The organism is Ochrobactrum soli, assembly GCF_003664555.1.
Lineage (GTDB): Bacteria > Pseudomonadota > Alphaproteobacteria > Rhizobiales > Rhizobiaceae > Brucella > Brucella teleogrylli.
In genome coordinates this window covers 428485-453604 of the sequence record NZ_RCHH01000001.1, presented here as the reverse complement: position 1 = coordinate 453604, position 25120 = coordinate 428485, and the positions used below count along the sequence as shown (strand labels likewise).

Genomic DNA, 25120 nt, shown 5'->3' with positions numbered 1-25120 from the left:
TTTCGTGCACTTCTCGACCAGCAAAACCGTTTCACACTTTTGCTGGAATGCAGTTATTCCTTGTCTCATTTCCAAACGCAAAACCGTTTCACACTTTTGCTGGAAATGCTCCAGACGAGCATGCGCATTTGCATAAATCAAGCACCGGAGCGCGAGGCGCCAGTACAGAACTGCAATTGCTGTGGAAAGACAACTGCTTCGCCCTCTAGCTTCGGTTAACAGGATGGGAATCTTTGCGCAACCGACATTTTTGTTGAACACGCGTCAAATATTGCTCACAAGCCTGTCGGCTGTCGGTCGGCCCGCCTTTGAAAGCTCAATGTTATCATTGTGTTCCAGCAGAGGCTTAACCTGATCCCTCATCCACATGTAAAAACTTCCGGGTTGCAATGAAACAACTTCCTTGTGTTTTTTATGAACATGGAAGCCAATGAAATCGGGATGATTGAGCGGCTCCAGACCATAGGCAGGATCGTAGATACGGGTCGCATCCTTGCCCACCCAATAATAGAAATTCTCCTGCTGAGCGGCTTTTTTGAAAACTCCGTATTTGCGGGCAAGGCGTGAAATGCCGTCATTGCCGAAAACCGTGATACCGATAGATGCTGGCGTAACTTCCTTGCCGATTGCCCGGTAATAGAGCGGTCGCAGCGTTCCACGCCGTACTCCCAGCCATCGCGGCAGGGAATAAGTCGCGCCCATATAGGCTTCAAACTCGCCAATAATCGGATGGTCCGGCGGGAAATAAAGCGCCGATACACCGACGCGAAACCGGTTTTCGCGCGCAAGATACGGCTTCTGCGGATCTGGGTGGAATTGCTTTACGAGAAAAACATCCGTGTCGAGCCATACGCCCTGCTGGTGTTTCATCAGCATGATGCGGAAAATATCGCTGAACTGCACAATGGTTCGCGATGAACGAAAATTCGGATAGTCGCAATCCAGCCGTGTGAATGCACTTTCCGGCAGAACCGCATTGGCATCATGCAATTCCACCCCAGACGGCACATTTTCAATTGGCGCGTAGGCAAATAACTTCACACGCTGGCCCGTCATCACCATCGATGCCAGACAAATCCGATCGACCTCGCGCAAGCGAGGTCCGTACCAGAAGGTACAAATATCCATACAAGCCCCCAAGATTGCAGCTTGAAGACTTATACCACTCATATTTAATTAACTATATCAGAATTCTATGGTCAAAAAAATTCCAGGCTGACACGGAACATCTGTTCCACATGCTTTACAGCTTCCGCCGTAGCGAAAATAACCACCCGGTCCTTTGGCTTGATGCGGACGTCGCCATTGGGCCGGATCACCTGCCCATCCCGGTAGATCGCACCGATTCGCAAGCCGACCGGGAGATCGAGATCCCGCAATGGCGCGCCGACGAGCGATGATGTTTCCAGCGCTTCAGCTTCAATGATTTCCGCCATGTCGCGATAGACGCTATAGACGGCACGGATACGGCCGCGGCGCACATGCTGGAGGATTTTGGAGACCGTCACCGCCTTCGGATTGATATAGGCGTCGATCCCCACCATGTGGGTGAAATCCTGATAGGCGACCGTGTTGAGCAACGCCATGTTGCTTTTGCAGCCAAGGCGTTTCGCCATGATGCTGGAGAGAATATTCACCTGATCCTGATTGGTGAGCGCCACCATCAGGTCGGCATCCTGAATATCGGCCTCCTGCAGCAAAGCCTGATCCAGCGCACTGCCATGTAGCACCATGGTCCGCTTCAGCTGATCGGCAATCGTGAAGGCGCGCTCGTGGTCGCTTTCGATCATCTTCACGCGGGTTTGCCATTTGCGGTCTTCGATAGCCTTGGCGACATAAAGCCCGATATTCCCGCCGCCTGCTATGACGATGCGGCGCGCTTCCGGCTTTTCATGGCCGAACAGCGACAGCGTCCGGCGAACCTGCTCGCGCGTGGTGACCACATAAGCCAGATCGCCTGCATTCAGCTCATCGGACGAGCGCGGAATGAACAGATTTTCATTGCGCACCACGCCCACCACTGTTGCCGCGAGATCGGGAAACAGATCGGTCAACTGCTTGAGCGGCGTGTTGATGACCGGGCATTCTTCCAGACATTCGATGGCCAGGCCGATGACGCGATCATCGGCAAAGCGCAGAACATCCGTCGCACCCTGCAAGGCGATGCGGCGCAGCACCACCTCGCCCACTTCCAGTTCGGGCGAAATGATCACATCGATCGGCAGGTTTTCACGGAGAAACAGGTCCTGATATTCGGCCTGAAGGTAGGACTGGGCGCGAATGCGCGCAATCTTCGTCGGCACATTGAAAACCGAATGTGCAACCTGACAGGCGACCATATTCACTTCGTCAGACAACGTGACTGCGATGATCATATCCGCCTCGTCAGCGCCAGCCGCAGCCAGCACATCCGGCTGCGAACCATGGCCGACAAACCCACGCACATCCAGAGTATCACGCACGATTTCGATATGACGCGCCGACGTATCGATGACCGAAACGTCGTTCTCCTCGGCGGCCAGCCGCTCAGCTATGCCATAGCCGACCTGCCCCGCTCCGCATACGATCACCCGCATGACTGCTCCGCTTCTATAATCACCAGATGCTTATACGCCGAGTGATTTCAATTTACGATGCAGGGCCGAGCGTTCCATACCGACAAATTCCGCAGTACGCGAAATATTGCCGCCAAAACGGTTGATCTGCGCGATCAGATATTCCTTCTCAAAACGCTCACGCGCTTCACGCAGTGGCAACGCCATGATGTGCTGGTCCGACTCTGTCGGCGCACGCGGCAACGTGTCACCAATTTCGGCTGGCAGAAGATCAGCTGTTACCGGCGCATCCGCGTCGTCGCCCCGCGCCAGAATCATCAGGCGTTCGACATTGTTGCGCAGCTGACGAATATTGCCTGGCCAACTATGGGCCTGAAGTACGGCCATGGCATCCGCACCGATCTTGCGCGGCTTGATGCCCGCCTGCCCGGCAATCTGGGTCATGAAATATTCGACAAGCGACGGAATATCTTCGCGACGAGCTGCGAGCGGCGGAACCTGCACCGGCACAACCGACAGGCGATGGAACAGGTCTTCGCGGAATGTGCCTTCGGCAATCATGCCTTCAAGGTTCTGTGCCGAGGATGAAATGATGCGCACATCGACCTTGACGCGCTTCGTGCCGCCCACGCGCTCAAACTGCTGATCGACCAGCACGCGCAAAATCTTGTTCTGCGTTTCGCGCGGCATATCGGCAACTTCATCGAGATAGAGAATACCGCCATGCGCTTCTTCCAAAGCACCGACCTTGCGTTCGCCCCCGTCCATTTCAGTGCCGAAAAGCTCGATCTCCATGCGCTCCGGCGTGATCGTCGCCGCATTCACGGTGACGAAAGGCCCATTGGCACGCGCCGATTGCGCATGAATTGCGCGGGCTGCGAGTTCCTTGCCCGCCCCTGAAGGGCCGGTGATCATGATACGGCTGTTGGTCGGGGCAACGCGCTCGATGGTCTGCTTGAGCTGGCTCATGGCCAGCGATGCGCCGATCAGTTCCATGCTTTCGCCGGAGCGCTTGCGCAGATTGGACACTTCGCGCTTCAGCTTAGACGTTTCCAGTGCGCGCTCGGCGACGAGGATCAGGCGATCCGCCTTGAACGGCTTTTCGATGAAATCATAAGCGCCGCGACGAATGGCCGAAACCGCCGTCTCGATATTGCCGTGGCCGGAGATCATCACCACCGGCAGATCGGGGTGCTGCTTCTTGATTTCGTCCAGCAAAGCCAAACCGTCAAGACGGCTGCCCTGAAGCCAGATATCGAGAAAAACCAGTCGCGGCACGCGATCACCGATGGCGGCCAGCGCGCTGTCCGCATCGAACGCGGTACGGGTTTCATGACCCTCATCGCTGAGAATACCAGCTACGAGCTCCCGGATATCCGCTTCGTCATCAACTACAAGAATATCGGCTGCCATATCAATTCACCTGTCCAGCTATCTTTGTCTCATCATTTCCGTTGGCAGCGCCGGGTGTACCGGCCTGCGTATCAGGAAAGACCATACGTATCATCGCGCCACGACCTCCGTGGAAATCCGCTGGCGCGTCATGCAATTCGAGATGTCCGCCGTGATCCTCGACAATCTTGCGGACGATGGCGAGGCCAAGCCCCGTACCCTTTTCCCGCGTGGTCATATAGGGCTCAAGCAGCTTCTGGCGGTCGTCACCGGGCAGGCCCTTGCCATTGTCGATCACATCGACAAACAACTGCCCATCTGCCTTGTAGGACCGAATGAGAATATGCCCCTCGCCGCGGTCTTCCTTGGCAACGGCATCGATCGCTTCGCTTGCGTTCTTGATGACATTACCGAAGGCCTGACCGATCAGGCGGCTGTCAAAAGAGCCAGTCAGCTTTTCGGGGCCGAAATCATTTTCGAACTTGATATCGCTACGGCTGACTTCGATCAGGAAGGACGCTTCACGCAATGCTTCGCGCATATCCATCTGCCGCATTTCCGGTTTCGGCATGCGCGCAAAGGCGGAAAACTCATCGACCATGCGGCCAATATCGCCAACCTGACGGATAATGGTGTCGGTGCACTGGTCGAAGACCTCGCGATCCTCGGTAATGACCTTGCCATAGCGACGACGAATGCGTTCGGCAGAAAGCTGGATCGGGGTCAGAGGGTTCTTGATCTCATGCGCGATGCGCCGCGCGACATCGGCCCACGCGGACGTGCGCTGCGCCTGCACCAGATCGGTAATGTCGTCCACCGTCACGACATAGGAATGGTCTTCAGATTCAATATCTTCAACGGTAACCTGAACGTTGAATGTGCGTGCCACACCACTGCGTGTCATGCTCACCTGCTCGCGATGTACGGGTTTGTCCGCAGTGCGGGCGACTTCAAACGCCTGACCGACTTCGGGTGCGATGCTGCTCAGACTTTTGCCCACTGCATCCTCCGAAACGACCCCGAACATATGTTCGGCCGAGCGGTTGAGAATGGAGATGGAACCGTCGGTTTCGATGCCGATGACGCCAGCCGTCACGCCAGAAAGCACAGCTTCCGAGAAGCGGCGGCGTTCGTCGATCTGGTCCTTGGCCGAAATCAGTTCGTTACGCTGGCTTTTAAGCTCCGCGACCATATTATTGAACGTACCCGACAGGGCGCCGACGTCGCCGTCGGACGAACGAACCGGCACGGAAACGTCAAGATCGCCAGCTGTTACGTCATCGGCAGCGCCGATCAGCAGACGGATCGGGCGAACCAGACGATCCGCAACCGCGATACCGGTCCAGATGGCCGACAGAAGAACAATCAGGGTCAAACCGAAATACAAAAGCGCAAAGGCAATCTGGGTTGGAATGCGGTTCGCATCCATCGCCTGATAGCGCTGCGTATTGGCTTCCATCAAGCGCATTGCGTCGAGGATCTGCGGATCGACGGCGCGCACCGTATAGAGAAAAACGTCCGGAATTTCGCGCATCTTGATGATTGCGCCGACAAAATTACTGTTGCCCGGTGGAATGATGACAGGCTTGCCGTCAGTCGCGGTCTTCAGCGCATCTTCTGTCGGCGGCGGCAGGCGCGTTTCCAGCCCGGTGCCGCTTTTCACGACAATGGAACCGTTTTCGCGCACCAGAAATGCACCGAGCAGACCGCGTCCACGCGTCTGTAGCGTCATCAATTCGATGAACCCGCCCCGATCAAGGCTATAGAGCGTACGCTGCGCATCCAGATCCTGCAGCATCGAGTACGACGTGCTTTGCAGATTGAGCGCGGTCTCGCGAATATAGGCCGTGGTGAGGCTCTGTGAGGAATTCACAATGTCGCGCGTATTGGTGTCGAACCATCGATCCAGACCGAGATTAAGCGTCACCGATGCGACAATGGCTACCACAATCGCCGGAACAGCGGCGATCAGGGAGAACAGCGCGACAATGCGGACATGCAGCCGCGACGCCGCCTTGCCCGACCGCCGGGCCGTTACGATGCGGTAGACCTCACGGCAAATCAGCAAAATCAGGAACAAAATCAACGCGACATTGATGATGACCAAGGCCAGCGTGACTGTGCGGTCAGGGGTGATCGGGGTAATGCCGATCAGGATCGCAAAGGAAATAGACGCCGTTATCAGCGCCGAAACGACGGTGATAATACCGGGCAATGCAAGAAGCCTGCGCCCCTCGCCTTTGCGCGACGTTTTCTCCGCCTTATCCATATCCGTGGTCAGATTCGCTGCGTTCATATTAACCATGATACCCAATAGCGTTGCATCTATGCAACGCATTGTGGCGAAAATGCAACGTTTGTTTTCGTAGATTGTTGATATTCAACAGCACACGCATGGCGGGTGTCGGCAACTGAAAGGCGCTGCCACGGAAGCAGCTGAACATTTATTCCACTCTTTCCAGCAAAGATTGGCAAATCAAAGCGCCTGACATGCCCTGAAGAGGTCGTCTTTTCTTTGACGTTTACAGGCTATGACCTCAAAATTACCAACATGGAAACAGCTCAGTACATATTCGTACTTATTGCGGCCTCACCCTTCGTGATCTGGGGCGCCATTCTTTATGGCCTCTCCGTTGCCGTGCCTTTGAAGAGCGCATCAAACGTGAACGTGTCCGGTGAAGGAACGGCGAAAGCAACAGACAGACAATCATTTTATCTGTCCGAACTTCCTGATGTTGCGATTGAGCACTATTATATTCACCAGACTGAGCGAACACCCTTTATTTCGAGCTGAAGTCGTTCATCTTAACAAGATATACAGACATAAATTCAGTTATCGAAGACTGACATGCAATATTGTCTGGAACCAATTGCAAAATAATGCATTCTGTTCGGCACAGTCATCCAGTCCTTTGGCTGATTGAAGTGTCCGACCACGTCTGTTATGACGATCCCCCGGTCGGGCCACCTGTTTTACAACTGGAGTTCGACATGGGCATTTTCGACAAGATCAAGGGCGCCATTTGGGGTCAGGCACAAGCAGCGACACCTACCGCCGAAACGACCGCAACCGCCGAACCAAGCCAGACAACAGCAGCAGCACCTTCACCGACCGCAGCGCCAGCGCCGTCGGCACCTGCCGCCACAGGCTCTGTCGATGTCAGCGCTGTGCTTGATGCAGCGGTGGCGAAAAGCGGCCAGAAGCTCAACTGGAAAACGTCTATCGTCGATCTGATGAAGGCGCTCGGGCTCGACAGCAGCCTTGAACACCGCAAGGAACTTGCCAAGGAACTCGGTTATACCGGCGACACGAGTGATTCCGCGACGATGAATGTCTGGTTGCACAAGCAGGTCATTCAGAAGCTCAAGGACAATGGCGGCATCGTTCCAAGCGGCCTTTGATACTCTTGCGGCCAATGGGAACATTTGGCCGCATAACACGTTTATAAACAGACGCTTGGAGCGGCGAGTTTATCTGAAGGGATAAGCAGATGTTCCGGGCGTCTGTCGATAGTTCGAACGATCGATCCGATTTTGTGAAGTGTTTCCGTGCTTTTGGGACGCTTTTGAAAACCTGTTGTCTTACGTGCCTGTTTTCCGAGTGTAGCCCGCCTTGAGGGCATGATTTCGAAAGGCATATTTCAAGGTTGGGCAGATGGCTATGCCGTTTGTCGAGACCGGATTAGAGGAGTGGATCATATGAGCGGTGCAGGCGTGGGCTGGATTGCTGCCATCATCATCGGCGGCCTTGCTGGCTGGATTGCTTCCAATTTCATGAATAGCAACACCGGCATATTCATGAATATCATTTTGGGTATCATCGGCGCTGCAGTGGCGAGCTTTCTGTTCGGTCTGCTCGGTGTGTCCTTCGGTGGCTGGCTCGGTTATCTGATTTCAGGCTTCGTCGGGGCGTGTATACTCATATGGGTCGGACGAATGATCAGTTCATAAAACAAGGCGCCGCTGGCGCCTTTTTTATGCCTGTTCGCCTGCTCTCGCCCAGATATTCCTTTCATGCCTCGTACATGGCAAGCGTTCGCAACAATGTTTCGAATGTCGAAGGCTGGGCCTGATCCTGATGCGCGTCTGCCACCGCATCGGTCCTTGACGATGGCTTCCGCACACTGCTGGGGCTATAGCCGAACTGCTGTGTGAATGCGCGCGTGAAATTAGCAGCGGAATCGAACCCGAAAGCGAGCGCGACATCCGCAACCTTTCGATTTTCGGATGCATCCGCCAGCATGGCATGAGCCGCAAACAAGCGCCGTTGGCGAATATAATTCAGCACGCCGCCTGACCCTTCAAAGAGCTGATAAAGATGCGTGCGCGAAATCGCCAGTTCACGGCTCAACGCTTCCGGCGTCAAATCCCGCGACATAAGATTTTTCTGGATGAACCGCCGCGCCTTTGTCATCAATCCCAACTGGGAAATCTGCTCGCTGACGTCGATTTTCTTTACTAGCGGCGCAATGGTGTCAAATATGATCTGTCGCAGACTATCCCGTAATGCCGGCAAATCTTCGTTGGTGACCCGGCTGAGACCGTCTTCGAGGCTCGAAACGAAGTCGATCAGTAATTTGGCGCGGTAGCCGCCCAAAGTGACGTTGTTACTCGATTCAGGCATGCCGCCGCGTCCGGCAAACTGATCGACGGGGATGATCAGGGAAACGGACTCTGAAGCGATGGCCCGCCCTCGAAAAGGATAGCCGAGCGAGCGCACGTCGATCATGCCCGGCTCATTTTCCGCCACACGCCCATCAACGCCGGTCCAGCTGTGGCCGCTGCGCAAAAAGCCGATCTGCCAGTGATCTATCGTGCTGAAACGCACCTTTTCCTTCGGGCGCTCATAGCTGAAAGCCGGTGCTGACTGCTGGATGAGGAGCATGCCACCCAGATTCCACACCGTTTGAGATGCTAGAAATCCGTCGCTGGCATGAACTCCATCCGGCAGGCGCATGTCCAGCAAGGGCAGCATGTGCTGTTGCCAGGCAGCAAATTGTTCGGAGGGTTCATAAGATTCCGTGGTGAAAACCAGAGGTTCCAGACGGTTGCTACAGCCAGCAATTTCGCCCAAGGGAGAAACCGGCACGCGCACTGATTGTCGGCGCTCGACAAATTCCAACTCAAAATCTTGCGCGGTCTTGTCATTGTCGGACGTCACGGCAATTCCTTGATTTCACCGCTTGATCCAAGCGATGCACTTCGCCTTAGACTTTAGGCCTAGATGATAACATTTGGGAAAATTAAATAAATCGAATTCGCCGGCGAAATATTAAATTAGTTTCATGAATAAAGTCGGCGAAAACTTGGCGCTGACACTCCATTTTAAAAGTCATCTTGGTGTAGCGGCAAAATCCAAAATAACCAGTCGCCACGCAGTGTCCCTCAAATGCTCCATACCTCTTCGTATATTAGCATTAGCTAACAGTGGACAGGCATACGCCTTTCATGGGATATATGCGGCTGCATCCCATTTGATGAAAATTGTCTGGAATTTCCGGCAAGAATATTAAATCGCTCTTGCTAAAACACCTCCAAAATAACCAACAGGAGGCAGTCGCATGAACAATGTATTTTTCAATGCTGTACGCCGTGAAAGCGTAAAATGGGCAGCAACGGCCGCGATAGGTCTTGCAGCTTCTTTGTGTCTTTCTGCAAATGCGCAGGCCAAAGACAAATACAAACCGAAGAATGACACGCAGTCCGTTTACCTCGTGAAGTATCGCGTCAATAACGAAGTCCGTTACAACAAGAACCCGATGGGCAAGGTCGTCAAGGTTTCGGCTTCGCAGTATTATAGCGGTACTCCCTATGTCTGCACACCGAGCGGCTTTGGGCAAAAGTCACGCTGTTTTATGCGTGACTAATAATGTTCGTAACCCGGGGCCGACATTCGCATCCTTGGGACATGAATGTCGGCTTCTAACGACCACCAGCCCGCCAACTCCGCTCATGCACTCCTAACGCACGAAGTCGGCGAGCCGGTTCCCCGCCTGGGATTTATTTGGCTGACGCCTTAATTCGCATCAGTCCTTTGCTGACCAGATCGCCCCGCACGAGCTTTTGTGCTTCATCCGTCGGCTTCGAAGGGTTGTTCCGGAATATGTACCAGTCGCCGCCAATGGAGCGCTTCTGGTAGATCACGCCTGCCTTCTCGCGATGCAGGAAGCAGCTTATATCTCCGCCGCCACCACTGGATTTATTGCGCCAGTAAGCCTGCATGCAGAGCTTGCCGCCGTCGGTCGCGTACCAGCGTCCTTCACCATAGGACCAGGCTTTTCCCTTTTGGGACCAGGCCGCCAGTTTGTGTCGGTCGGCAGAGAAAAAGCCGCCGCCGTCCTTCCATTTCCATGTCTTGCCCGCATAGATCGCCTCAAGCGCCTGTGCGGACATTGGCGAAGCGGCAGCGGCCAGCTTGGCCGTTGCGTCATCTGCTTTTGGCTTCGGTGCAGCTTCGGCGACACCTGCCACGAGGAGTACGGACAGCGCCGCACTCACAGCTGTGAAACGGATCGAAACCATTTTGCTTTCCTGTCCAATCTTTCGAGTTTCGGTTAATCCAACGGATGGTTCGCGACGCGCCAGTCAGGCCGCCCGACACCCCTTGGCCACGGATAGACTTCGCGGTCATTGAAATAGACAACGGCTGTCAGTTCCGGGAATTCGGGCTGAGGCTTGTTTGCCTCCGCAGCCCATGCCCGCACATAGTCGTCGCTCCCTTCATAACCGAGTTCCGCAATAACGATCGGCTTGTTGAAGGCCACCACGCGGTCGTAACCGGGCTTTGCGCGTTCGACGAAACTCGTGGGGCGCCCGACCTCCAGCTTGTCATAAGGCTCGTAGCCGAACACCGACAGGCCGATCACATCCACGAAGGCGTCGCCCGGATAATAGGCCTGAAGTCCCTCGTCTCCCTTCGGCGACCACATATATTTGGCGTTCGGCAGAGTTTTCCGGCAGACCTTCACGGCATGCTGGTAAGCAGCGATATAACCCTGCGGCGACCAATAGGACCATGTGAACTGGCCGGTCTTGTCGTCCATTTCCTGCGCCCAGCGAATAGTCACCGGACTTTTCAGTTTTGACGCCGCCGAACAGACGGCACCCATGTTGGAGTCGTAGCGACCATTGACGATCCCGCTCAGGAGCGCATCCGGCGCAACACGCCAGTCGCGCGCCCATGACCACGGCTCGATGGTGATCAGCAGATCACGACCGCGCTCCCGCGCATAGGCATCAGCTGCGCTGAGGCTTGTCAGATCCACATCTTCCCATGGCAAGAACAGATGTTCGATCTTCGAATTGGGATCATTGGTATAATCCCCGTGCGGGTCGTAAGCGCCGGGCGTGATCGACTTCGGTGTTATCACCGGGCGCTTGTCGTGGAACAGATTGCGCGTATCGACCGTCGCACCGGAAACCCCGCTTGCGGCATAGACAGCGCTGGTAACGAATGCTCCGCAGAGCAATATCGAAGCTATCTTGTAAGGGGTTTTCATGGCCCCCTCCCTTCTATTGTTTTGGCGATTGCTGGGCGGCTTCCGCCGCTGTCAGCTCGCCATTCTTTTTTTCCGATGCAAGACTGATGGATATGAGTTTGCGCGCCTCGTCTTCCACACGACCGTCAGCGTGACGGAAGACGTACCAGACGCCGTTGGGCTCGCGCTTTTGATAGACTGCTCCATCGCCGATACGGTGCGAAAAGCACGTCTTCGCCGGAAACTTGCCTTTTTCGGTGTGCCAGTCAGCCTTGAAGCACATGCGCCCGGTCTTGGTGATCATCCAGCGACCTTCCGCCCAGGCTTTGCCCTTTTCGCCATCGACACGCGCCGTAAAACGACGATCCGCACTCACCATCTGGCCGGAGCCATCGGCCCATTGCCAGTTTTTGTCACGGTAAAGCACGTAGATTTCAAACGGCGTCATCACGCGCGTCCCGGCGGGGATATTATCACCGGGCATGGTCGCAGCTTCGGCAGCACCTGCTGCGAGACCGGTCAGGCCAGCCATCAGGGCAAGAGTTGTAAGGGACAGCCTGCTCCGGCGGCTGAAATAGCGGCCGGTATCAAACATCGATAGTTTCATTTGATCCTCCCACGATTTTGAGATTGCGCGCGCCCGCCGGGGGTTCTTGTGGTGGGCGGACGCGCGCCTGCGGCAGCAAGTTTATTGGTTTTATTTCCTGCCGCAGATGAACGGGGCGACCGATGGTCGAAATACGAAAGCCAAGCCTTTCGGCCATCGCCCGGGAAAAGACATTTCTGAGATCTATGAGAACCGGCTGGCGCATTAGCCGCTTCATGCGAACGAGATCAAGCTTGCGAATGCTGTCCCATTCGGTCACGACAACGGCGGCATCGGCATCGGCCACACAGTCATAGGCGTTCTCGCAAAACTCCATATCGCTGAGGATGCGGCGTGCATTTTCGATGCCGACCGGATCATGGGCACGAATGCGTGCGCCGAAACGCTGCAAGGTTTCAATCAGCGGAATGGACGGCGCATCGCGCATATCATCCGTATCGGGTTTGAAGGTCAGGCCAAGCACGGCAATGGTGCGGCCCTCGATATCGCCGCCGAGCGCATCCATGACCTTCAGCGCCATGCGGCGCTTGCGCGCTTCATTGGCTGTCACGGTTTCCTCGACCAGACGCAGCGCTACGCCGTGGTCCTGCGCCGTGCGCAGAAGCGCAATCGTATCCTTTGGAAAACAGGAGCCGCCATAGCCCGGACCCGCATTCAGAAAGCTGGTGCCGATCCGCTTGTCCAGCCCCATGCCCAAAGCGAGATCGGAGACATCGCTGCCCACTTCCTCGCAGAGATCGGCGAGTTCGTTGATGAAGGTGATCTTGGTGGCAAGAAACGCGTTGGCCGCATATTTGATCAGTTCGGACGTGCGGCGCTGCGTCACCACGATGGGCGTCTGGTTTGCTTCGAGTGCAGCGCTATAAAGCGCGACCAGAAGCTTGCGCGCACGCTCGTCCTCGACGCCGATAACCACGCGGTCGGGTTCCAGAAAGTCGCGGATGGCAACGCCTTCGCGCAGAAATTCCGGATTGGATGCAACAGAGAATGTTCCGGGCTTGCGCACCGAGCCGATGATCTTCTGCACCACATCGCCGGTCCCGACCGGAACAGTGGATTTCACCACGACAACCGTATTGTCATCGATGAGCGGTGCCAGTTCGCGTGCCGCCATATAGACGAAAGACAGGTCCGCATCGCCATGGCCAGCCCGCGCGGGCGTACCGACGGCGATAAGCACAAGCTCAGCGCCTTTGACGGCTTCGGCCAGATTGCAGGTGAAGCTGAGACGACCGAAGGCGAAGTTGCGTTCGACCAGTTCGTCCAGCCCCGGCTCGTAAATGGGCACGATGCCACGTTCCAGTCCGGAGATTTTCTGCGCGTCCTTGTCCACGCAGACAACCTCATGTCCCCAGGCAGCGAAGCAGGTGCCGCTGACCAAACCGACATATCCCGTTCCAATAACAGCGATCTTCATAACAAGTCCCGCCTCTCCGCTAGTTGTTTTCGTTGCGCGTGCCGCCCAATGGGTTCTCGCGCCAACGTGGGTTGAATATTGTCTTGTGCGTGTCGCGTCCGCCGACGCCTGCTCCGGCTACCGAGAATTGGTCGTCGAATACTGAAAAGCTCAATGTGCCCCAGGTGAGCGCTTCAATGCCGTCGCGGCCCCGTTCAGCGGTCGTGAAACCTGTGACCATGACAAGCGCCATGAAGCTGCTTGCGAGGACCGGCTGATAGAACCGGCTTTGCATCCGCACCTTGTTTTCATGTGCGTGCTGCACAATGATCATGCCGATCAAAAACAGGTAGAAGCACGCATTGATGATGGCGAAGACGTAGAAGCCGCGTGTTTGATCAGCGTCATCGACCAACAGAACCGGAACAAGCGACAGCATGGAGATGGAGGCATAGGGTGCAAGCACTCGGAACGGCACCGGATCGACTTCTGATGAGCCCTTCGGCGTAACGCGGAAGTCGACGAATGAACCCGTTGCCCAGTCCCGAAATGCTGCGAAGGTTCCAGCCAATACCCATGGCCAACGCGCCAACAGAAACAGCATCGCTTCCCAGCTGAAAATCTTGCCGTCGACCGGGCGGAACGTCTTGCTCGACCGCCACCAGAACGCAAGGAACAAAATCATCAGCGACTGCGGCATGAAGTGAAGCAGAAAATCCGGATATGTGACGCTTACAAAATTATCGCCATAGGCAAGGATAATGATCGGCAACAGAAAGGTCATAGCCAGGAAGAAGGCATAGAGCGGATACCAGACCTGTGAAAACAGAAACTGGAACTTCAGACGCAGCGGCAGTCGACCGATCAACTTCGGCGTGTACTGCAAAAGGATCATGACCAGACTACGCGACCACTGAAACTCCTGCGTTACCAGATCGCCGAAGGTTCGCGGACCATCGCCATGGGCAATGGCATCCAGTGCGTGAACGCCGCGCCAGCCATGCGCATTCATGAACAGGGTTGTCGAATGATCTTCTGCAAGTTCGGGACCAAGGCCGCCGATTTCCATCAAAGCCGCTGTACGAACTGCATAATGCGAACCGATGCACACAGGCGCAAAGCCGCCATTGTACCCCGCCTGCAACGAGCCATGCATGCTCGCCTCGACATAGAGACGTCCGCGTGCCGACCAGCTTTCATGGGCATTGCGATCGCAAATGCTTGGCGCTGAAACATAGCCGATTGCCGGGTCTGCGAATGGACGCAGAATGTTGTAGAGATAATCCGGCTCTGGCACATGGTCCGCATCGAGCTGCGATACGAAGTCATAGCGTTCATAGCCGTAATGATCGTAGAAGAACGCCAGATTACCTTCCTTGCAGCGCGTGCGGCGCGGCCATGTCTGCCGGTGATAATCGGCGCGTCCCTTGCGCGTTGATACGAACACACCATGCTCACGGCACCATGCCAGCGTTGATGGTGACGGATCTTCATCGGCAAGCCAGGTGTCATGCGGGACATTCTGAGCCAGCATGGCCAGCAATGTTTCCGACACGACTTCAAACGGTTCGGACGGTGCCTTGGTGACCACCATGGCCACCCGGCTTCCTTCCGGCAGCCGTAACGGGCCGGTCGGGCGCGCCGCGTGGAAGAAAATCAGGATGAAATAGAGCGGCAGGATGGTTATCCAGGCCAAAAGCGCCGTAACCAGAACAGAACCGACCGGATGGATATGTTCGGCGCTGATCAGCCACCATTGCCAGAAATAAGCAATGGCCATAGCCCAGAGAACGATGCCGATAATATATTCCACCCGCTTGCGGCCTGTGAAAATGGGTGTCAGCAAGGGTTCCTGATTGTCCGTGAGCGGAGGAATTCGAGGCGTTTTCATGATCGCGCCTCCAGACCGAAGAACGGAGCAGCGGTACGAATGATCGTATCGAGATCGGAATGAAGCGTCGTGAAGCCGAGCTTTGCGGCGGCTTCTGTCGGATCGGCGTAAAGCGCTGGCGGATCGCCTGCCCGGCGCGCGCGCATTTCTACCGGCACCTCACGTCCCGTCACCCGCCCGATGGCATCGACGATTTCCTTGATCGATGTGCCGCGTCCGGTGCCGAGATTGAGAACGAGATTGCCGCCGCCATTCACCAGATGTTCGAGGGCCAGCACATGGGCCCGCGCCAGATCGACAACGTGGATATAGTCGCGAATACAGGTGCCGTCCGGCGTATCGTAATCATCGCCGAAAACTTCAAGCACATCAGCGCTACCAGCCGCCGCCAGCATGGCGCGCGGGATAAGATGCGTTTCGGGATCGTGCTTTTCGCCCAGTTCTCCATCGATATCCGCGCCGCACGCATTGAAATAACGCAGCGCCGCATAACGCATCCCATAGGCTGTCGAATAATCGGCAAGCATATGTTCGGCGATCAACTTGGTCCGCCCATAAGGATTGATCGGACACTGCACCTCGCCTTCCCGGATCGGCAGGCGATCTGGGATGCCATAGGTCGCACAGCTGGACGAGAAGATAACCGGACGTCTGCCCGTCAAACGGCACGCTTCCAGAAGCGATTGCGTGCCGCAGACATTGTTCCGGTAATATTTGGCCGGGTCCGTGACGGATTCACCGACATAGGCCGAAGCCGCAAAATGGATGACCGCAACGGGATCAAAAGTCTCGATCGCCGCGATGAGCTTTTCCTGCGAGAGAATATCGCCTTCGACGAATTCGCCCCAACGTACCGAAGCCTTGTGACCCGTCGACAGATTGTCGTAGACGACCGGGGAAAATCCCTGCCCGGCCAAAAGCTTGGCCGTATGGCTACCGATAAAGCCAGCACCGCCGGCAACGAGTACGTTTTGCCTGGTCATCATGCCACCTCAACAAGCTCTCCCGAAGGTCGGACCAGTTGGCGCTCGAAATAAGCTATCGTTGATTTCAACCCTTCGGTGAGGGCGATCGCCGGTTCCCAGCCAAGCTCGCGCTTGGCAACGGTGATATCGGGCCGACGCTGGCGCGGGTCGTCGGTTGGCAGCGGACGCTGCACAATCCGCGATGACGAACCGGTCAGAGCGATGATCTGTTCCGCCAGTTCTCGCACCGTGAATTCGCCGGGATTGCCGAGATTGACCGGCGTGTGGATGGCAGGCTGACTGCCCATCAGGCGGCAGAAGCCTTCGATGAGATCATCGACATAGCAGAAGGAACGCGTCTGCGAGCCATCGCCATAGATGGTGATGTCATCACCCTTCAGAGCCTGTACGATGAAATTGGAAACGACGCGGCCATCGTCCGGGCGCATGCGCGGACCATAGGTGTTGAAGATGCGCACGATGCGGATATCAACGCCATATTGCTTATGGAAATCATAGAACAGCGTTTCAGCCGAACGCTTGCCCTCGTCATAGCAGGACCGTGGACCGAACGAATTGACGTTGCCCCAATAGGTTTCCGGCTGCGGGTGCACCTGCGGATCGCCATAGACTTCCGATGTCGAAGCCTGGAAAATCCGGGCCTGATAATGAGCGGCCAGTTCCAGCAGATTGAGCGAGCCGATAACGCTCGTCTTCATCGTGTGAACCGGATCAGCCTGGTAATGCGGTGGCGAAGCCGGGCATGCCAGATTGTAGATTTCATCAACCGGCAGATCGAGCGGGTGCACAATGTCATGGCGAACGAAGCTGAACGTGTCATAGCGCAACAGATTGCGCAGATTTTCGATGCGCCCCGTGGAAAAATTATCGACGCAGATAACGAAATTGCCTTCGCGCAGAAGTCGCTCGCAAAGATGCGAACCTAGGAATCCTGCACCGCCAGCAACAAGAATGCGGCGCGTAGACATGCGCTCTGCGAATATACTCGACGATTTGAAGATGATGCTCACAAAAACCTCCCGCGATACTCATCCGGTTTATGTCAATTCTTCAAATGCAAAGGACCTCCCCCAGCGACCGCATAGCAGCGGCCACTTTGAACAGTGTTTTCGGATGCCCTTTATTAGATGATTGACGATAACCGCACGGGTTGGCGCTGTCGTTAGCGTAGAATCCTGAAACTTATCCACGCGTCCAAATCTTTATAAAAACGACGCGACCGGCTTTCGGGACGAGAAAATTGAATTTCAGACGCCTTGAAGCTGCAGATTGCAGGTCGAACGCAGCCCATATCGCGGATAAAACCGCGTGTTCCGCAGCGCATATGGTACAATCAATGAGAAAACACGCCATATTACGAATTGTTGTATTTGTTTACAGCCTCAGAAATTCATTAGAATTACATTCTATTTGTATATAAAATTTTTTCTAGTTTATTCCGCTTTTCCTGGCTCTTTGGATAGCTTTTCGGCCCTGAAACCTCATCCATGTCTCTTTTTATTTATATTTGCAGTCTTTATCCATATACGAGTTTACATTAGCGTGCGCGCATTCTTGAGGTGATGAGGAGGAGACACACCGGAATGAGTGCTACACATATTGATAGCGCTGTTCGGAAGGCCACACGGCGACTGCTGCCATTTCTGGCGCTGATGCTGATCATGGCCTTTCTTGATCGCGCGAATATCGGCTTCGCCAAGAAGGAATTTCAGCTCGATACGGGCCTAAGCGATGCAGCCTATGCTTTTGGAGCGGGCATATTCTTCATCGGTTACGCGCTGTTTGAAGTGCCGAGCAACATCATCCTGCACAAAGTGGGCGCGCGGCTCTGGCTTAGCCGCATCATGATCAGCTGGGGGCTTGTATCGGCGGCGATGATGTTCGCCCATACGGAAACGGTGTTCTACACGCTGCGTTTTTTGCTGGGCGTTTGCGAGGCTGGTTTCTATCCCGGCGTTCTGCTGTATCTGACCTATTGGTTCCCAGCGAAGGAACGCGCGAAGGCGACGGGCCTGTTCTATCTCGGCGTCCCTCTGGCGCTGGTGTTGGGCAGCCCCCTGTCCGGCTGGCTTCTCACGCATCACGGCATATTCGGGCTCACCAACTGGCAATGGATGTTCCTTGTCGAAGGTCTTGGCGCCTCACTCATGGGCATCATTGCGCTCTTTTACCTGACCGACCGGCCCGAAAAGGCGAGCTGGCTCACGCCGGAAGAACGAGATGCGCTGACGACCGTTGTGAAGGCGGAAGAAGCCGCCAAGGAGAATACGCACAAGCATTCGGCACTTTCTGTTCTGAAAGACGCCAGAGTCTGGGCCTTTATCGCGATCTACTTCTTCCTGCAGATTGGTACAGCACCGCTCACGTTCTATTTCCCCTCGCGATTCGCGGACGCGGCATCGGGTGGAGAAATGAACCTCTTGATCGGCACGCTGTTGAGCCTGCCGTGGCTGTGTTCGGTGATAGCAACCCGCTATTTCACCGTGCTTGCGGATAATACCGGCAAACACCGGCTCATCTGCGCTCTGATGGTCACCGCAGGCACCATCGCCCTGGGGATGATCGGTCTGACCGGAAATGCCTGGATTATGCTGATTGCGGCCTGCATCGCCGTGCCCGGACTGACCGCATCGCAGCCGGTTTTCTGGAGCCTCCCGACGCGCTATCTCGGTGGCGTGGGTGCGGCAAGCGGTATCGCCTTTATCGTGTCCATCGGCAATCTAGGCGCATTCTTCGCGCCGCAGATCAAGAACTGGGCCGATGTCGCCGTCGGCAATCACGATGCTGGGTTCTACGTTCTGGCTCTTTTGTGTGCGCTTGCCATCGTCGTTCTGATCGGACTGCGGGCAAGGAATGGCGGAAGCGAACTCGCCAAAACTCACGCATAAAGCTTTCGAAATTCAAGCTCCCGGCTGACCGTTTGGCCGGGAGTTTTATGACCTGATGCCTATTCATCCATAGGCAACAGAACCAACTGGCGATTCATGCACCGCGCGTCAGATTTAACTTGGTTTATGAAAATAAGTCATTGATGCGATTGCGCGGTTCAGCTAGAAACGCGGCAGAACAGGCTTTTAGCCGTCCAGTTTGCACCCGTAGCTCAGCTGGATAGAGTGCTGCCCTCCGAAGGCAGAGGTCACAGGTTCGAATCCTGTCGGGTGCGCCATTTTCCAGATAGCTTTCAGTTCGCTCAGGATACCTGTAGCCAGCCGTCGATACCTTCGGCTGCGGCAACGCCCATTGCGAAACAGGCCGTTAAAAGATAGCCGCCGGTGGGTGCTTCCCAATCGACCATCTCACCGGCAACAAAGAGGCCGGGCATTTTCTGCAACATCTGATTCTGGTCGATCTCATCCCACACGATACCGCCAGCCGAAGAGATGACCTCATCTATCGGACGGGTACGCAGCAAAGGGACGCGAAGCGCCTTGATGGCATGCGCCAGCTTGTCAGGATTTTTATCGCGCAGATATTCAGCAACAAGCGCTGCCTTCACGCCGGTCAAGCCAGCGCCCTTCCGCAAAAGATTGCCAAAGCTGAGCTTGCTGTCCTGTCGTTCCAGATCGGCTTTGAGCCGCTCAACGCTACGCCCTGGCGCAAGATCGAGCACCAGATCGGCCCGCCCGTCTGCTTCCAGCGCGTCCCGCAAGGCGGCTGCGTGCGCGTAAACAAGGCCTCCTTCCACACCCGTTTTCGTGACGACGAACTCGCCCTGTGTGGTCCCCGCAACGCTTGTGATGGTGACGGATTTGACCGGTTCGCCTGCAAAACGGCTCACCAGATGCTCACTCCAGGCAACATCGAATCCGCAATTTGCGGAACGCAACGGCGCAATCGTAATGCCCTTCTCGGCAAAATGCGGCACCCAGGCGCCATTTGAACCGAGTTTCGGCCAGCTTCCGCCGCCAAAAGCAAATAGCGCAGCATCGCATTCGACGGTTTCGCGGCCTTTGGCCGTTTCCACAACAGGCCTATTGCCATCAAAGCCCACCCAGCGATGGCGCGTCAGCACCCGTACGCCTTGCGCTTCCAGACGGCGTCCCCATGCGCGCAGAAGCGGCGACGCTTTCATCGCCTTGGGAAACACCCGATCCGAGGAACCCACAAAGGTTTCAGCGCCAAGCCCGTCAGCCCAGTCGCGTAGTTGTTGAGGTCCAAACTTTTGCAGCATTGGCAGAAGCCGGGCATTGGCCGCGCCGAAACGGCTTGCGAAAACCGCGAAATCTTCCGCATGGGTGATGTTGAGGCCGGATTTTCCCGCCAGCAGAAATTTCCTTCCAACCGTCGGCATCTGCTCATAGACGGTCACGGCGTATCCGAGGGCAGATAGTTTTTCGGCTGCAATCAGTCCGGACGGACCGCCGCCGAAAACCGCAATGCGACCGCTACGCATGAGTGCTTTGCTGAAACGTGGACGTAAAATCCATCAGTCCTGCTTCTCCAGCATTTCCTTAACGGTAGTCGCCAACTGCTTGAGCGAAAACGGTTTTGGCAGGAATCCGAACTTTGCATCCGCTGGCAAGTTACGCGCAAAAGCATCTTCCGCATAACCGGAAACAAACACGAATTTGATGTCCGGATAGGTCTTGCGCAGCTCACGCAACAGCGTCGGGCCGTCCATTTCAGGCATGACCACGTCGGATACGACGATATCCACCTCGCCGCCCAGCTCTTCCATGATTTCCAGCGCTTCCACGCCGGAAGCCGCTTCATGCACCGTATAACCGCGCGACTGGAGCGCGCGCACGCCGCCCATACGCACGGCATCCTCGTCTTCCACGAGCAGGACGGTCGCGGAACCGGACAGGTCCGTTGCCTTTTCGACCTTCTTTTCCTTGACCGCGACGGGCGCGTCTTCGGCGCTCTTTTCCACGATAAGGCGCGGCAGGAAGATCTTGAAGGTCGTTCCCTTGCCGACTTCGGAATCGCAATAGATGAAGCCGCCGGTCTGCTTGATAATGCCGTAGACCATCGAAAGGCCAAGACCGGTGCCCTTGCCGACTTCCTTGGTGGTGAAGAACGGCTCGAAAATCTTTTCAAGCACATCGGCTGGAATGCCCGTGCCGGTATCTTCCACCTCGAAGACGACATAATCGGCTTCAGGAAGATCGCGATAGTTGAGCTTTGCCGCTTCATGGACGGGCACGTTGCGGGTCCGCAGCGTGATTGCACCGCCTTCAGGCATAGCATCGCGGGCATTGACGGCGAGATTGACCGCAACCTGCTCGAACTGGCCCAGATCGGCTTTGACTGGCCACAGGTCGCGGCCATGATCAATCTTCAGTTCGATATCCTTGCCGACAAGGCGCGCCAGCAACATGCGCAGATCGGCCAGAACATCGGTCAGGTCCAGCACTTCCGGACGCAGCGTCTGGCGGCGCGAGAACGCGAGAAGCTGGCGCACGAGCGAAGCGGCACGGTTTGCGTTCTGCTTGATGTTCATAATGTCCGGGAAAGACGGATCGGACGCGCGATGATTGGTCAGAAGCAGGTCCGACGACATGATGATTGCCGTCAAAACGTTGTTGAAATCATGCGCGATACCACCGGCAAGCTGGCCCACAGCCTGCATCTTTTGGCTCTGCGCCATTTGGTTTTCGAGCGCTTTCTGTTCCGTCGTTTCAACGGCGGAAATGATCGCGGCTTCTTCCGACGATTCCCCACCCATATCGCTGACCGGGCTCATATAGAAACGGATATGCCGTTCTTCATTGCCCGGAAGCACCGTATCGACGGGCGAGATACTCGCCTGTCCGGCAAATGCCGCAGCAAGCGCCTTGGTGAAGACTTCGCGGTCACGCTCATGCACGACATTTTCAAGCTTCACGCGGCGATCGACGGAATCGCGATCCACAACGGACGAGAAGATATCGAGGAAACGCGCATTGGTGCGCAGCGTGTGCCCCTGCGCATCGACGGCGGCAATGGCCATCGGCGCGGAATTGAAGAAGCGCGTGAACCGCACTTCTGCCGAACGCAGTGCAGCCGAGGAATCATCCCCCTCCGCACGATCCAGAACGATGGTGCGGCTGGTGCCGCGCGTCCCGTCGCGCGCCGCCTGCACACGATGATAAAAGCGCACGGCCAGACTCTGACCGTTGCGCTTGATGAGATCGAGATCGATCACCGTGTTGCGGCTGGTGCCGGGTTCGGCCTTGACGGCCTTGATCAGCGCCATGCCACTGCCCGCAACGATTTCGTTGAGCGTTAGCGAGCCCGGTGTGAAGGCTGTGAGATCGACGCCCAGCCACTCCGCCAACGTGGCGTTGAGATAGATGATGCGGCCCGACGGATCGGCAGAGAAGAAGCCTGCCGGTGCATGATCGAGATGATTGATCGCTTCCTGCAATTCCTGAAAGAAGCGTTCCTGTTCGGCGCGTTCTTCTGAAATGTCGGCAATCTGCCAGGCGACGAGCGGACCTTTGTAATCCTGCCCCGCTTCGATGGGACGAGCTTTGATCCGATACCAGACCGGTGCAAGCGAACCATGGGCTTCACGGGACAGCCCGCCAGACAGTCGCACTTCCTCCTGCCCGGAAAGACCGTCACGCACGGCATTCGTCAGACGGTAAATCGCGTCGGATGCTGCCGGTTCCGCCGTCAGCACATTGTCAAGCGAACGGATGCCGTCGGCATTAGCAACGCCGGTCATGTTGGCATAAGCCTGATTGGCATAAACGATCTGACCGCGAGAATCGGAGATGACAGTACCTTCCGGCTGCGAATCCATGAAGGAATGCGCCAGATCTTGCCCGCCTTTGCGCTGGCTGAACTGAATGAGTCCCGTGGCCGCGCCCAGAAGATAGAAGACGCCGACCATCGACAGAATGCCCATCAGGATAAGCGCGAAACCATCACCAATCCGGTCGCGAAACAGGAAGTAGACAACCGCCAGCCCGGTCAGCAAAAGGCCGACGATCAGCAGACGCAGCGCGCCGCTGGAATTGCGCTTCGGTGTAACGAGCGGTTTCGGATATGCGTTGTCCGTCTGTCGAGACATCAAGCCCACCGACCTTCCATACTGCATGACTGTTCTGCGCAGGCCGTGAATGTGCCGTGCATTGTTTCGATCAGCCAAGACGTCTTTTCACTCATTAAGCAACCCGATCCTGTCGCCACCCATCTTCTTGCGCGTTCTCCATAAACGATCGCGCAGCGGGGCGAAACGCCATGCATCTGGTATATCCGATTCGCAGAATGCGTTAATCGGCGAGCAGCACAAGCGTTGCTACACGGAAACGGTGTAAATGCGGTTGTTTTTCACCGTTTTGGTTGGGGATCATAGATTTCTCGCAATTCGATGGAACATTCCCAACGCTTGCAAATTCAACTACTGTCCTGGAAAGTGCAAGTTGCGCGATGATGCGGAATGTCGGGGGATGCACAATCTCCGCTCGTCGGGTTTTTCGAATATTGAATTTAAGAGGGTATCCGCATGAAGGAATGGCTCAGCGGCATCGTTGGAGAAAGCGCGGCTAATATTGTCGGCTTTATGCTTATATTTGCGATCATTCTCGGCGGAATTTTCGTTGTTTTGAGTATCATCCGCCGTTTTAGCGGTGGTACTTTCGTCTCGAACGGTCGGACACGCCAGCCGCGCCTCTCCGTCATGGATGCCGCAGCCGTGGATAGCCGCCGCAAGCTAGTTCTCATCCGTCGCGACGATGTCGAGCATCTGCTGCTTATCGGCGGCCCGACGGATGTGGTTGTCGAACAGAACATCGTTATGGAATCACGCGCCCATGCCCGCGTGCAGAACTCGCGTATCGAGCCGGAACATATCGAGCGTTTTCGTCAGCATGAAGCGACGATCACAAGCGACGTGAACGAGCGGCCAGCTTTGTCGTCACAAACATCCGCGCCAGAACCGACGCCGGCCAAGGATGAGGCGATCCAGCTGAGTTCGGCCATTGAAACGCCGGTCTACCGCAAACCGGAACCTCCGAAGGAAGAACCGGTCAGACACGAAGCCCCGCAAGTTGCTGCGCCGCGCGTACCACCGCGCCCGCCGGTGACACCAACGGTTACTCCCGCCGCCCCGCAGGCCCCTGTTCGCCCTCCGGTCGCGCCGCCCGTACAGGCCGCACCACAGAATCGTCCGCAACCGCGCCCTGCACCCAATTATCCGCCGCAGCCGCGCACGGTGCTTCCAGCCCAGCCAGCACAGCCGTCGCAGCCGCCTGCCCGTGCTCATCCTGCCTATCCGCTGAGCCAGGTATCGCGCGGCGTGGTCAGCTCTACGTCAAACCTGGGAACCACCGCCGCAACAGCTGGCGCTGCTGCTGCAACGGTCGCCTCGGCAAATCTCGGCAGCATCGTGCCGGAGCGTGAACCGGTAGCCGCCGTGACAAACACGCCCACGCCTTCGCTCGACGTGACGAGCCCGTCCGTTTCGTCCACCGTGACACCGGATTTCAGCAATGTATCCGAACCGAAGCGCGTCGAGCCGGAAGTAGCAGTCGCCGCACCGGTCCAGCCCACAGCGGCAACGGAAGATGACGATCTGGAAGGACTGGGGGGTGCGTTACACGACGCCATTATGGCCGATCTTGAAACGGAAGTGACGCCGGTGAAGGAAGAAACGCCTGAACCGGAAGCGGATTTGACGACTGATTTCTTCGAAAGCGAACTTTTGAGCTCGTTTGACATCTCGGCAACCGACGACACGACGTCGGATGATATTGAAGATGAGATGGAAAAGCTTCTCGGTGAACTGACGAAGAACGAAACCCGCCCGTAAGCAGGCGGTTCTCGTTTCGGCCTAGAGCATTTCCAGCAAAAGTGCGAAGCCACTACGCAGGGAAATCAGTCCACT

General features: G+C 56.1%; 20 protein-coding genes and 1 tRNA gene. 7 read left to right on the top strand and 14 right to left on the bottom strand.

Translation table 11 applies throughout. The annotated features are described in order from the left end of the window. Positions 1 to 264: 264 nt before the first annotated feature. The 4 genes from D8666_RS02180 to D8666_RS02165 form a co-directional block, all read right to left on the bottom strand. Positions 265 to 1128: a glycosyltransferase family 32 protein gene (locus D8666_RS02180; RefSeq protein WP_121536151.1), complete on the bottom strand. Its 864-nt coding sequence runs from the start codon at positions 1126 to 1128 to the stop codon at positions 265 to 267. A gap of 71 nt (positions 1129 to 1199) precedes the next feature. After that, positions 1200 to 2576, bottom strand: a complete 1377-nt coding sequence (trkA, locus tag D8666_RS02175) for a Trk system potassium transporter TrkA (RefSeq protein ID WP_109368955.1) — start codon at positions 2574 to 2576, stop codon at positions 1200 to 1202. 30 nt (positions 2577 to 2606) lie between these two features. Further along, positions 2607 to 3968: a nitrogen assimilation response regulator NtrX gene (ntrX, locus tag D8666_RS02170; protein WP_121536149.1), complete on the bottom strand. Its 1362-nt coding sequence runs from the start codon at positions 3966 to 3968 to the stop codon at positions 2607 to 2609. Position 3969: 1 nt separating this feature from the next. After that, entirely contained in the window at positions 3970 to 6285 is a 2316-nt protein-coding gene (locus tag D8666_RS02165) for a sensor histidine kinase NtrY-like (protein WP_121536147.1), read from the bottom strand. 177 nt (positions 6286 to 6462) lie between these two features. Between D8666_RS02165 and D8666_RS02160 the strand changes: the two genes are divergently transcribed. The 3 genes from D8666_RS02160 to D8666_RS02150 all read left to right on the top strand — a co-directional run bounded on the left by D8666_RS02160 (position 6463) and on the right by D8666_RS02150 (position 7898). Then, entirely contained in the window at positions 6463 to 6741 is a 279-nt protein-coding gene (locus D8666_RS02160) for a hypothetical protein (RefSeq protein WP_121536145.1), read from the top strand. A 197-nt stretch (positions 6742 to 6938) separates the two neighbouring features. Further along, the gene (locus D8666_RS02155) at positions 6939 to 7349 is read left to right on the top strand and encodes a DUF3597 domain-containing protein (RefSeq protein WP_121536143.1); all 411 of its coding nucleotides are present in this window, start codon (positions 6939 to 6941) and stop codon (positions 7347 to 7349) included. Positions 7350 to 7646: 297 nt separating this feature from the next. Further along, positions 7647 to 7898 (top strand): GlsB/YeaQ/YmgE family stress response membrane protein, encoded by a 252-nt coding sequence (locus D8666_RS02150; RefSeq protein ID WP_109368950.1) that lies wholly within the window; start codon positions 7647 to 7649, stop codon positions 7896 to 7898. A gap of 61 nt (positions 7899 to 7959) precedes the next feature. On the opposite strand, the gene D8666_RS02145 is transcribed toward D8666_RS02150, so the two are convergent. Continuing rightward, positions 7960 to 9108, bottom strand: coding sequence for a helix-turn-helix domain-containing protein (locus D8666_RS02145; RefSeq protein WP_121536141.1), 1149 nt, complete (start codon positions 9106 to 9108; stop codon positions 7960 to 7962). Between the two features lie 400 nt (positions 9109 to 9508). Here D8666_RS02145 and D8666_RS02140 point away from each other — a divergent pair, with 400 nt between their 5' ends. Then, positions 9509 to 9814: a hypothetical protein gene (locus D8666_RS02140; RefSeq protein WP_109368948.1), complete on the top strand. Its 306-nt coding sequence runs from the start codon at positions 9509 to 9511 to the stop codon at positions 9812 to 9814. A gap of 133 nt (positions 9815 to 9947) precedes the next feature. Here D8666_RS02140 and D8666_RS02135 read toward each other — a convergent pair whose 3' ends face one another. From D8666_RS02135 to D8666_RS02105, 7 genes are read right to left on the bottom strand one after another with little or no spacing between them, the layout of a single operon-like run. Then, a complete protein-coding gene (locus D8666_RS02135; RefSeq protein WP_121536139.1) occupies positions 9948 to 10469 on the bottom strand; it encodes a DUF995 domain-containing protein in 522 nt (173 codons plus the stop codon). A gap of 32 nt (positions 10470 to 10501) precedes the next feature. Beyond that, positions 10502 to 11446: a glycoside hydrolase family 26 protein gene (locus tag D8666_RS02130; protein ID WP_109368946.1), complete on the bottom strand. Its 945-nt coding sequence runs from the start codon at positions 11444 to 11446 to the stop codon at positions 10502 to 10504. A gap of 13 nt (positions 11447 to 11459) precedes the next feature. Beyond that, positions 11460 to 12032, bottom strand: a complete 573-nt coding sequence (locus D8666_RS02125) for a DUF995 domain-containing protein (RefSeq protein WP_235858870.1) — start codon at positions 12030 to 12032, stop codon at positions 11460 to 11462. Continuing rightward, a complete protein-coding gene (locus D8666_RS02120; protein ID WP_121536137.1) occupies positions 12013 to 13449 on the bottom strand; it encodes a UDP-glucose dehydrogenase family protein in 1437 nt (478 codons plus the stop codon). The genes D8666_RS02125 and D8666_RS02120 overlap by 20 nt, the downstream gene beginning before the upstream one ends. 19 nt (positions 13450 to 13468) lie before the next feature. Further along, entirely contained in the window at positions 13469 to 15319 is a 1851-nt protein-coding gene (locus D8666_RS02115) for a glycosyltransferase family 2 protein (protein ID WP_121536135.1), read from the bottom strand. After that, complete coding sequence (galE, locus tag D8666_RS02110) at positions 15316 to 16302, bottom strand: UDP-glucose 4-epimerase GalE (RefSeq protein ID WP_121536306.1); 987 nt, start codon at positions 16300 to 16302, stop codon at positions 15316 to 15318. Before galE ends, D8666_RS02115 begins: the two co-directional genes overlap by 4 nt. Continuing rightward, positions 16302 to 17315: a UDP-glucuronic acid decarboxylase family protein gene (locus D8666_RS02105; protein ID WP_371830781.1), complete on the bottom strand. Its 1014-nt coding sequence runs from the start codon at positions 17313 to 17315 to the stop codon at positions 16302 to 16304. The genes galE and D8666_RS02105 overlap by 1 nt, the downstream gene beginning before the upstream one ends. A 573-nt stretch (positions 17316 to 17888) precedes the next feature. Here D8666_RS02105 and D8666_RS02100 point away from each other — a divergent pair. Together D8666_RS02100 and D8666_RS02095 are read left to right on the top strand one after the other, a co-directional pair. Continuing rightward, complete coding sequence (locus tag D8666_RS02100) at positions 17889 to 19193, top strand: MFS transporter (protein WP_121536133.1); 1305 nt, start codon at positions 17889 to 17891, stop codon at positions 19191 to 19193. A gap of 201 nt (positions 19194 to 19394) precedes the next feature. Beyond that, a tRNA-Arg gene (locus D8666_RS02095) sits at positions 19395 to 19471 on the top strand. A gap of 24 nt (positions 19472 to 19495) precedes the next feature. On the opposite strand, the gene D8666_RS02090 is transcribed toward D8666_RS02095, so the two are convergent. After that, positions 19496 to 20698 carry a TIGR03862 family flavoprotein gene (locus tag D8666_RS02090; protein ID WP_121536131.1) on the bottom strand — a complete coding sequence of 401 codons (1203 nt, stop codon included), beginning with the start codon at positions 20696 to 20698 and terminating at the stop codon, positions 19496 to 19498. Positions 20699 to 20731: 33 nt separating this feature from the next. Further along, positions 20732 to 23305 carry a cell cycle histidine kinase CckA gene (gene cckA, locus D8666_RS02085; RefSeq protein WP_109368941.1) on the bottom strand — a complete coding sequence of 858 codons (2574 nt, stop codon included), beginning with the start codon at positions 23303 to 23305 and terminating at the stop codon, positions 20732 to 20734. A 435-nt stretch (positions 23306 to 23740) separates the two neighbouring features. Here cckA and D8666_RS02080 point away from each other — a divergent pair, with 435 nt between their 5' ends. Further along, positions 23741 to 25045: a flagellar biosynthetic protein FliO gene (locus D8666_RS02080; RefSeq protein WP_121536129.1), complete on the top strand. Its 1305-nt coding sequence runs from the start codon at positions 23741 to 23743 to the stop codon at positions 25043 to 25045. The last annotated feature ends 75 nt before the right edge of the window (positions 25046 to 25120 follow it).

Coding starts and splice junctions, on each gene's coding strand:
- trkA (WP_109368955.1), bottom strand. CDS start 2,576: ATGCGGGTGATCGTATGCGGAGCGGGGCAGGTCGGCTATGGCATAGCT.
- D8666_RS02100 (WP_121536133.1), top strand. CDS start 17,889: ATGAGTGCTACACATATTGATAGCGCTGTTCGGAAGGCCACACGGCGA.
- D8666_RS02135 (WP_121536139.1), bottom strand. CDS start 10,469: ATGGTTTCGATCCGTTTCACAGCTGTGAGTGCGGCGCTGTCCGTACTC.
- D8666_RS02155 (WP_121536143.1), top strand. CDS start 6,939: ATGGGCATTTTCGACAAGATCAAGGGCGCCATTTGGGGTCAGGCACAA.
- D8666_RS02090 (WP_121536131.1), bottom strand. CDS start 20,698: ATGCGTAGCGGTCGCATTGCGGTTTTCGGCGGCGGTCCGTCCGGACTG.
- D8666_RS02130 (WP_109368946.1), bottom strand. CDS start 11,446: ATGAAAACCCCTTACAAGATAGCTTCGATATTGCTCTGCGGAGCATTC.
- D8666_RS02115 (WP_121536135.1), bottom strand. CDS start 15,319: ATGAAAACGCCTCGAATTCCTCCGCTCACGGACAATCAGGAACCCTTG.
- ntrX (WP_121536149.1), bottom strand. CDS start 3,968: ATGGCAGCCGATATTCTTGTAGTTGATGACGAAGCGGATATCCGGGAG.
- D8666_RS02150 (WP_109368950.1), top strand. CDS start 7,647: ATGAGCGGTGCAGGCGTGGGCTGGATTGCTGCCATCATCATCGGCGGC.
- D8666_RS02180 (WP_121536151.1), bottom strand. CDS start 1,128: ATGGATATTTGTACCTTCTGGTACGGACCTCGCTTGCGCGAGGTCGAT.
- galE (WP_121536306.1), bottom strand. CDS start 16,302: ATGACCAGGCAAAACGTACTCGTTGCCGGCGGTGCTGGCTTTATCGGT.
- D8666_RS02165 (WP_121536147.1), bottom strand. CDS start 6,285: ATGCGTTGCATAGATGCAACGCTATTGGGTATCATGGTTAATATGAAC.
- D8666_RS02125 (WP_235858870.1), bottom strand. CDS start 12,032: ATGAAACTATCGATGTTTGATACCGGCCGCTATTTCAGCCGCCGGAGC.
- D8666_RS02080 (WP_121536129.1), top strand. CDS start 23,741: ATGAAGGAATGGCTCAGCGGCATCGTTGGAGAAAGCGCGGCTAATATT.
- cckA (WP_109368941.1), bottom strand. CDS start 23,305: ATGTCTCGACAGACGGACAACGCATATCCGAAACCGCTCGTTACACCG.
- D8666_RS02120 (WP_121536137.1), bottom strand. CDS start 13,449: ATGAAGATCGCTGTTATTGGAACGGGATATGTCGGTTTGGTCAGCGGC.
- D8666_RS02140 (WP_109368948.1), top strand. CDS start 9,509: ATGAACAATGTATTTTTCAATGCTGTACGCCGTGAAAGCGTAAAATGG.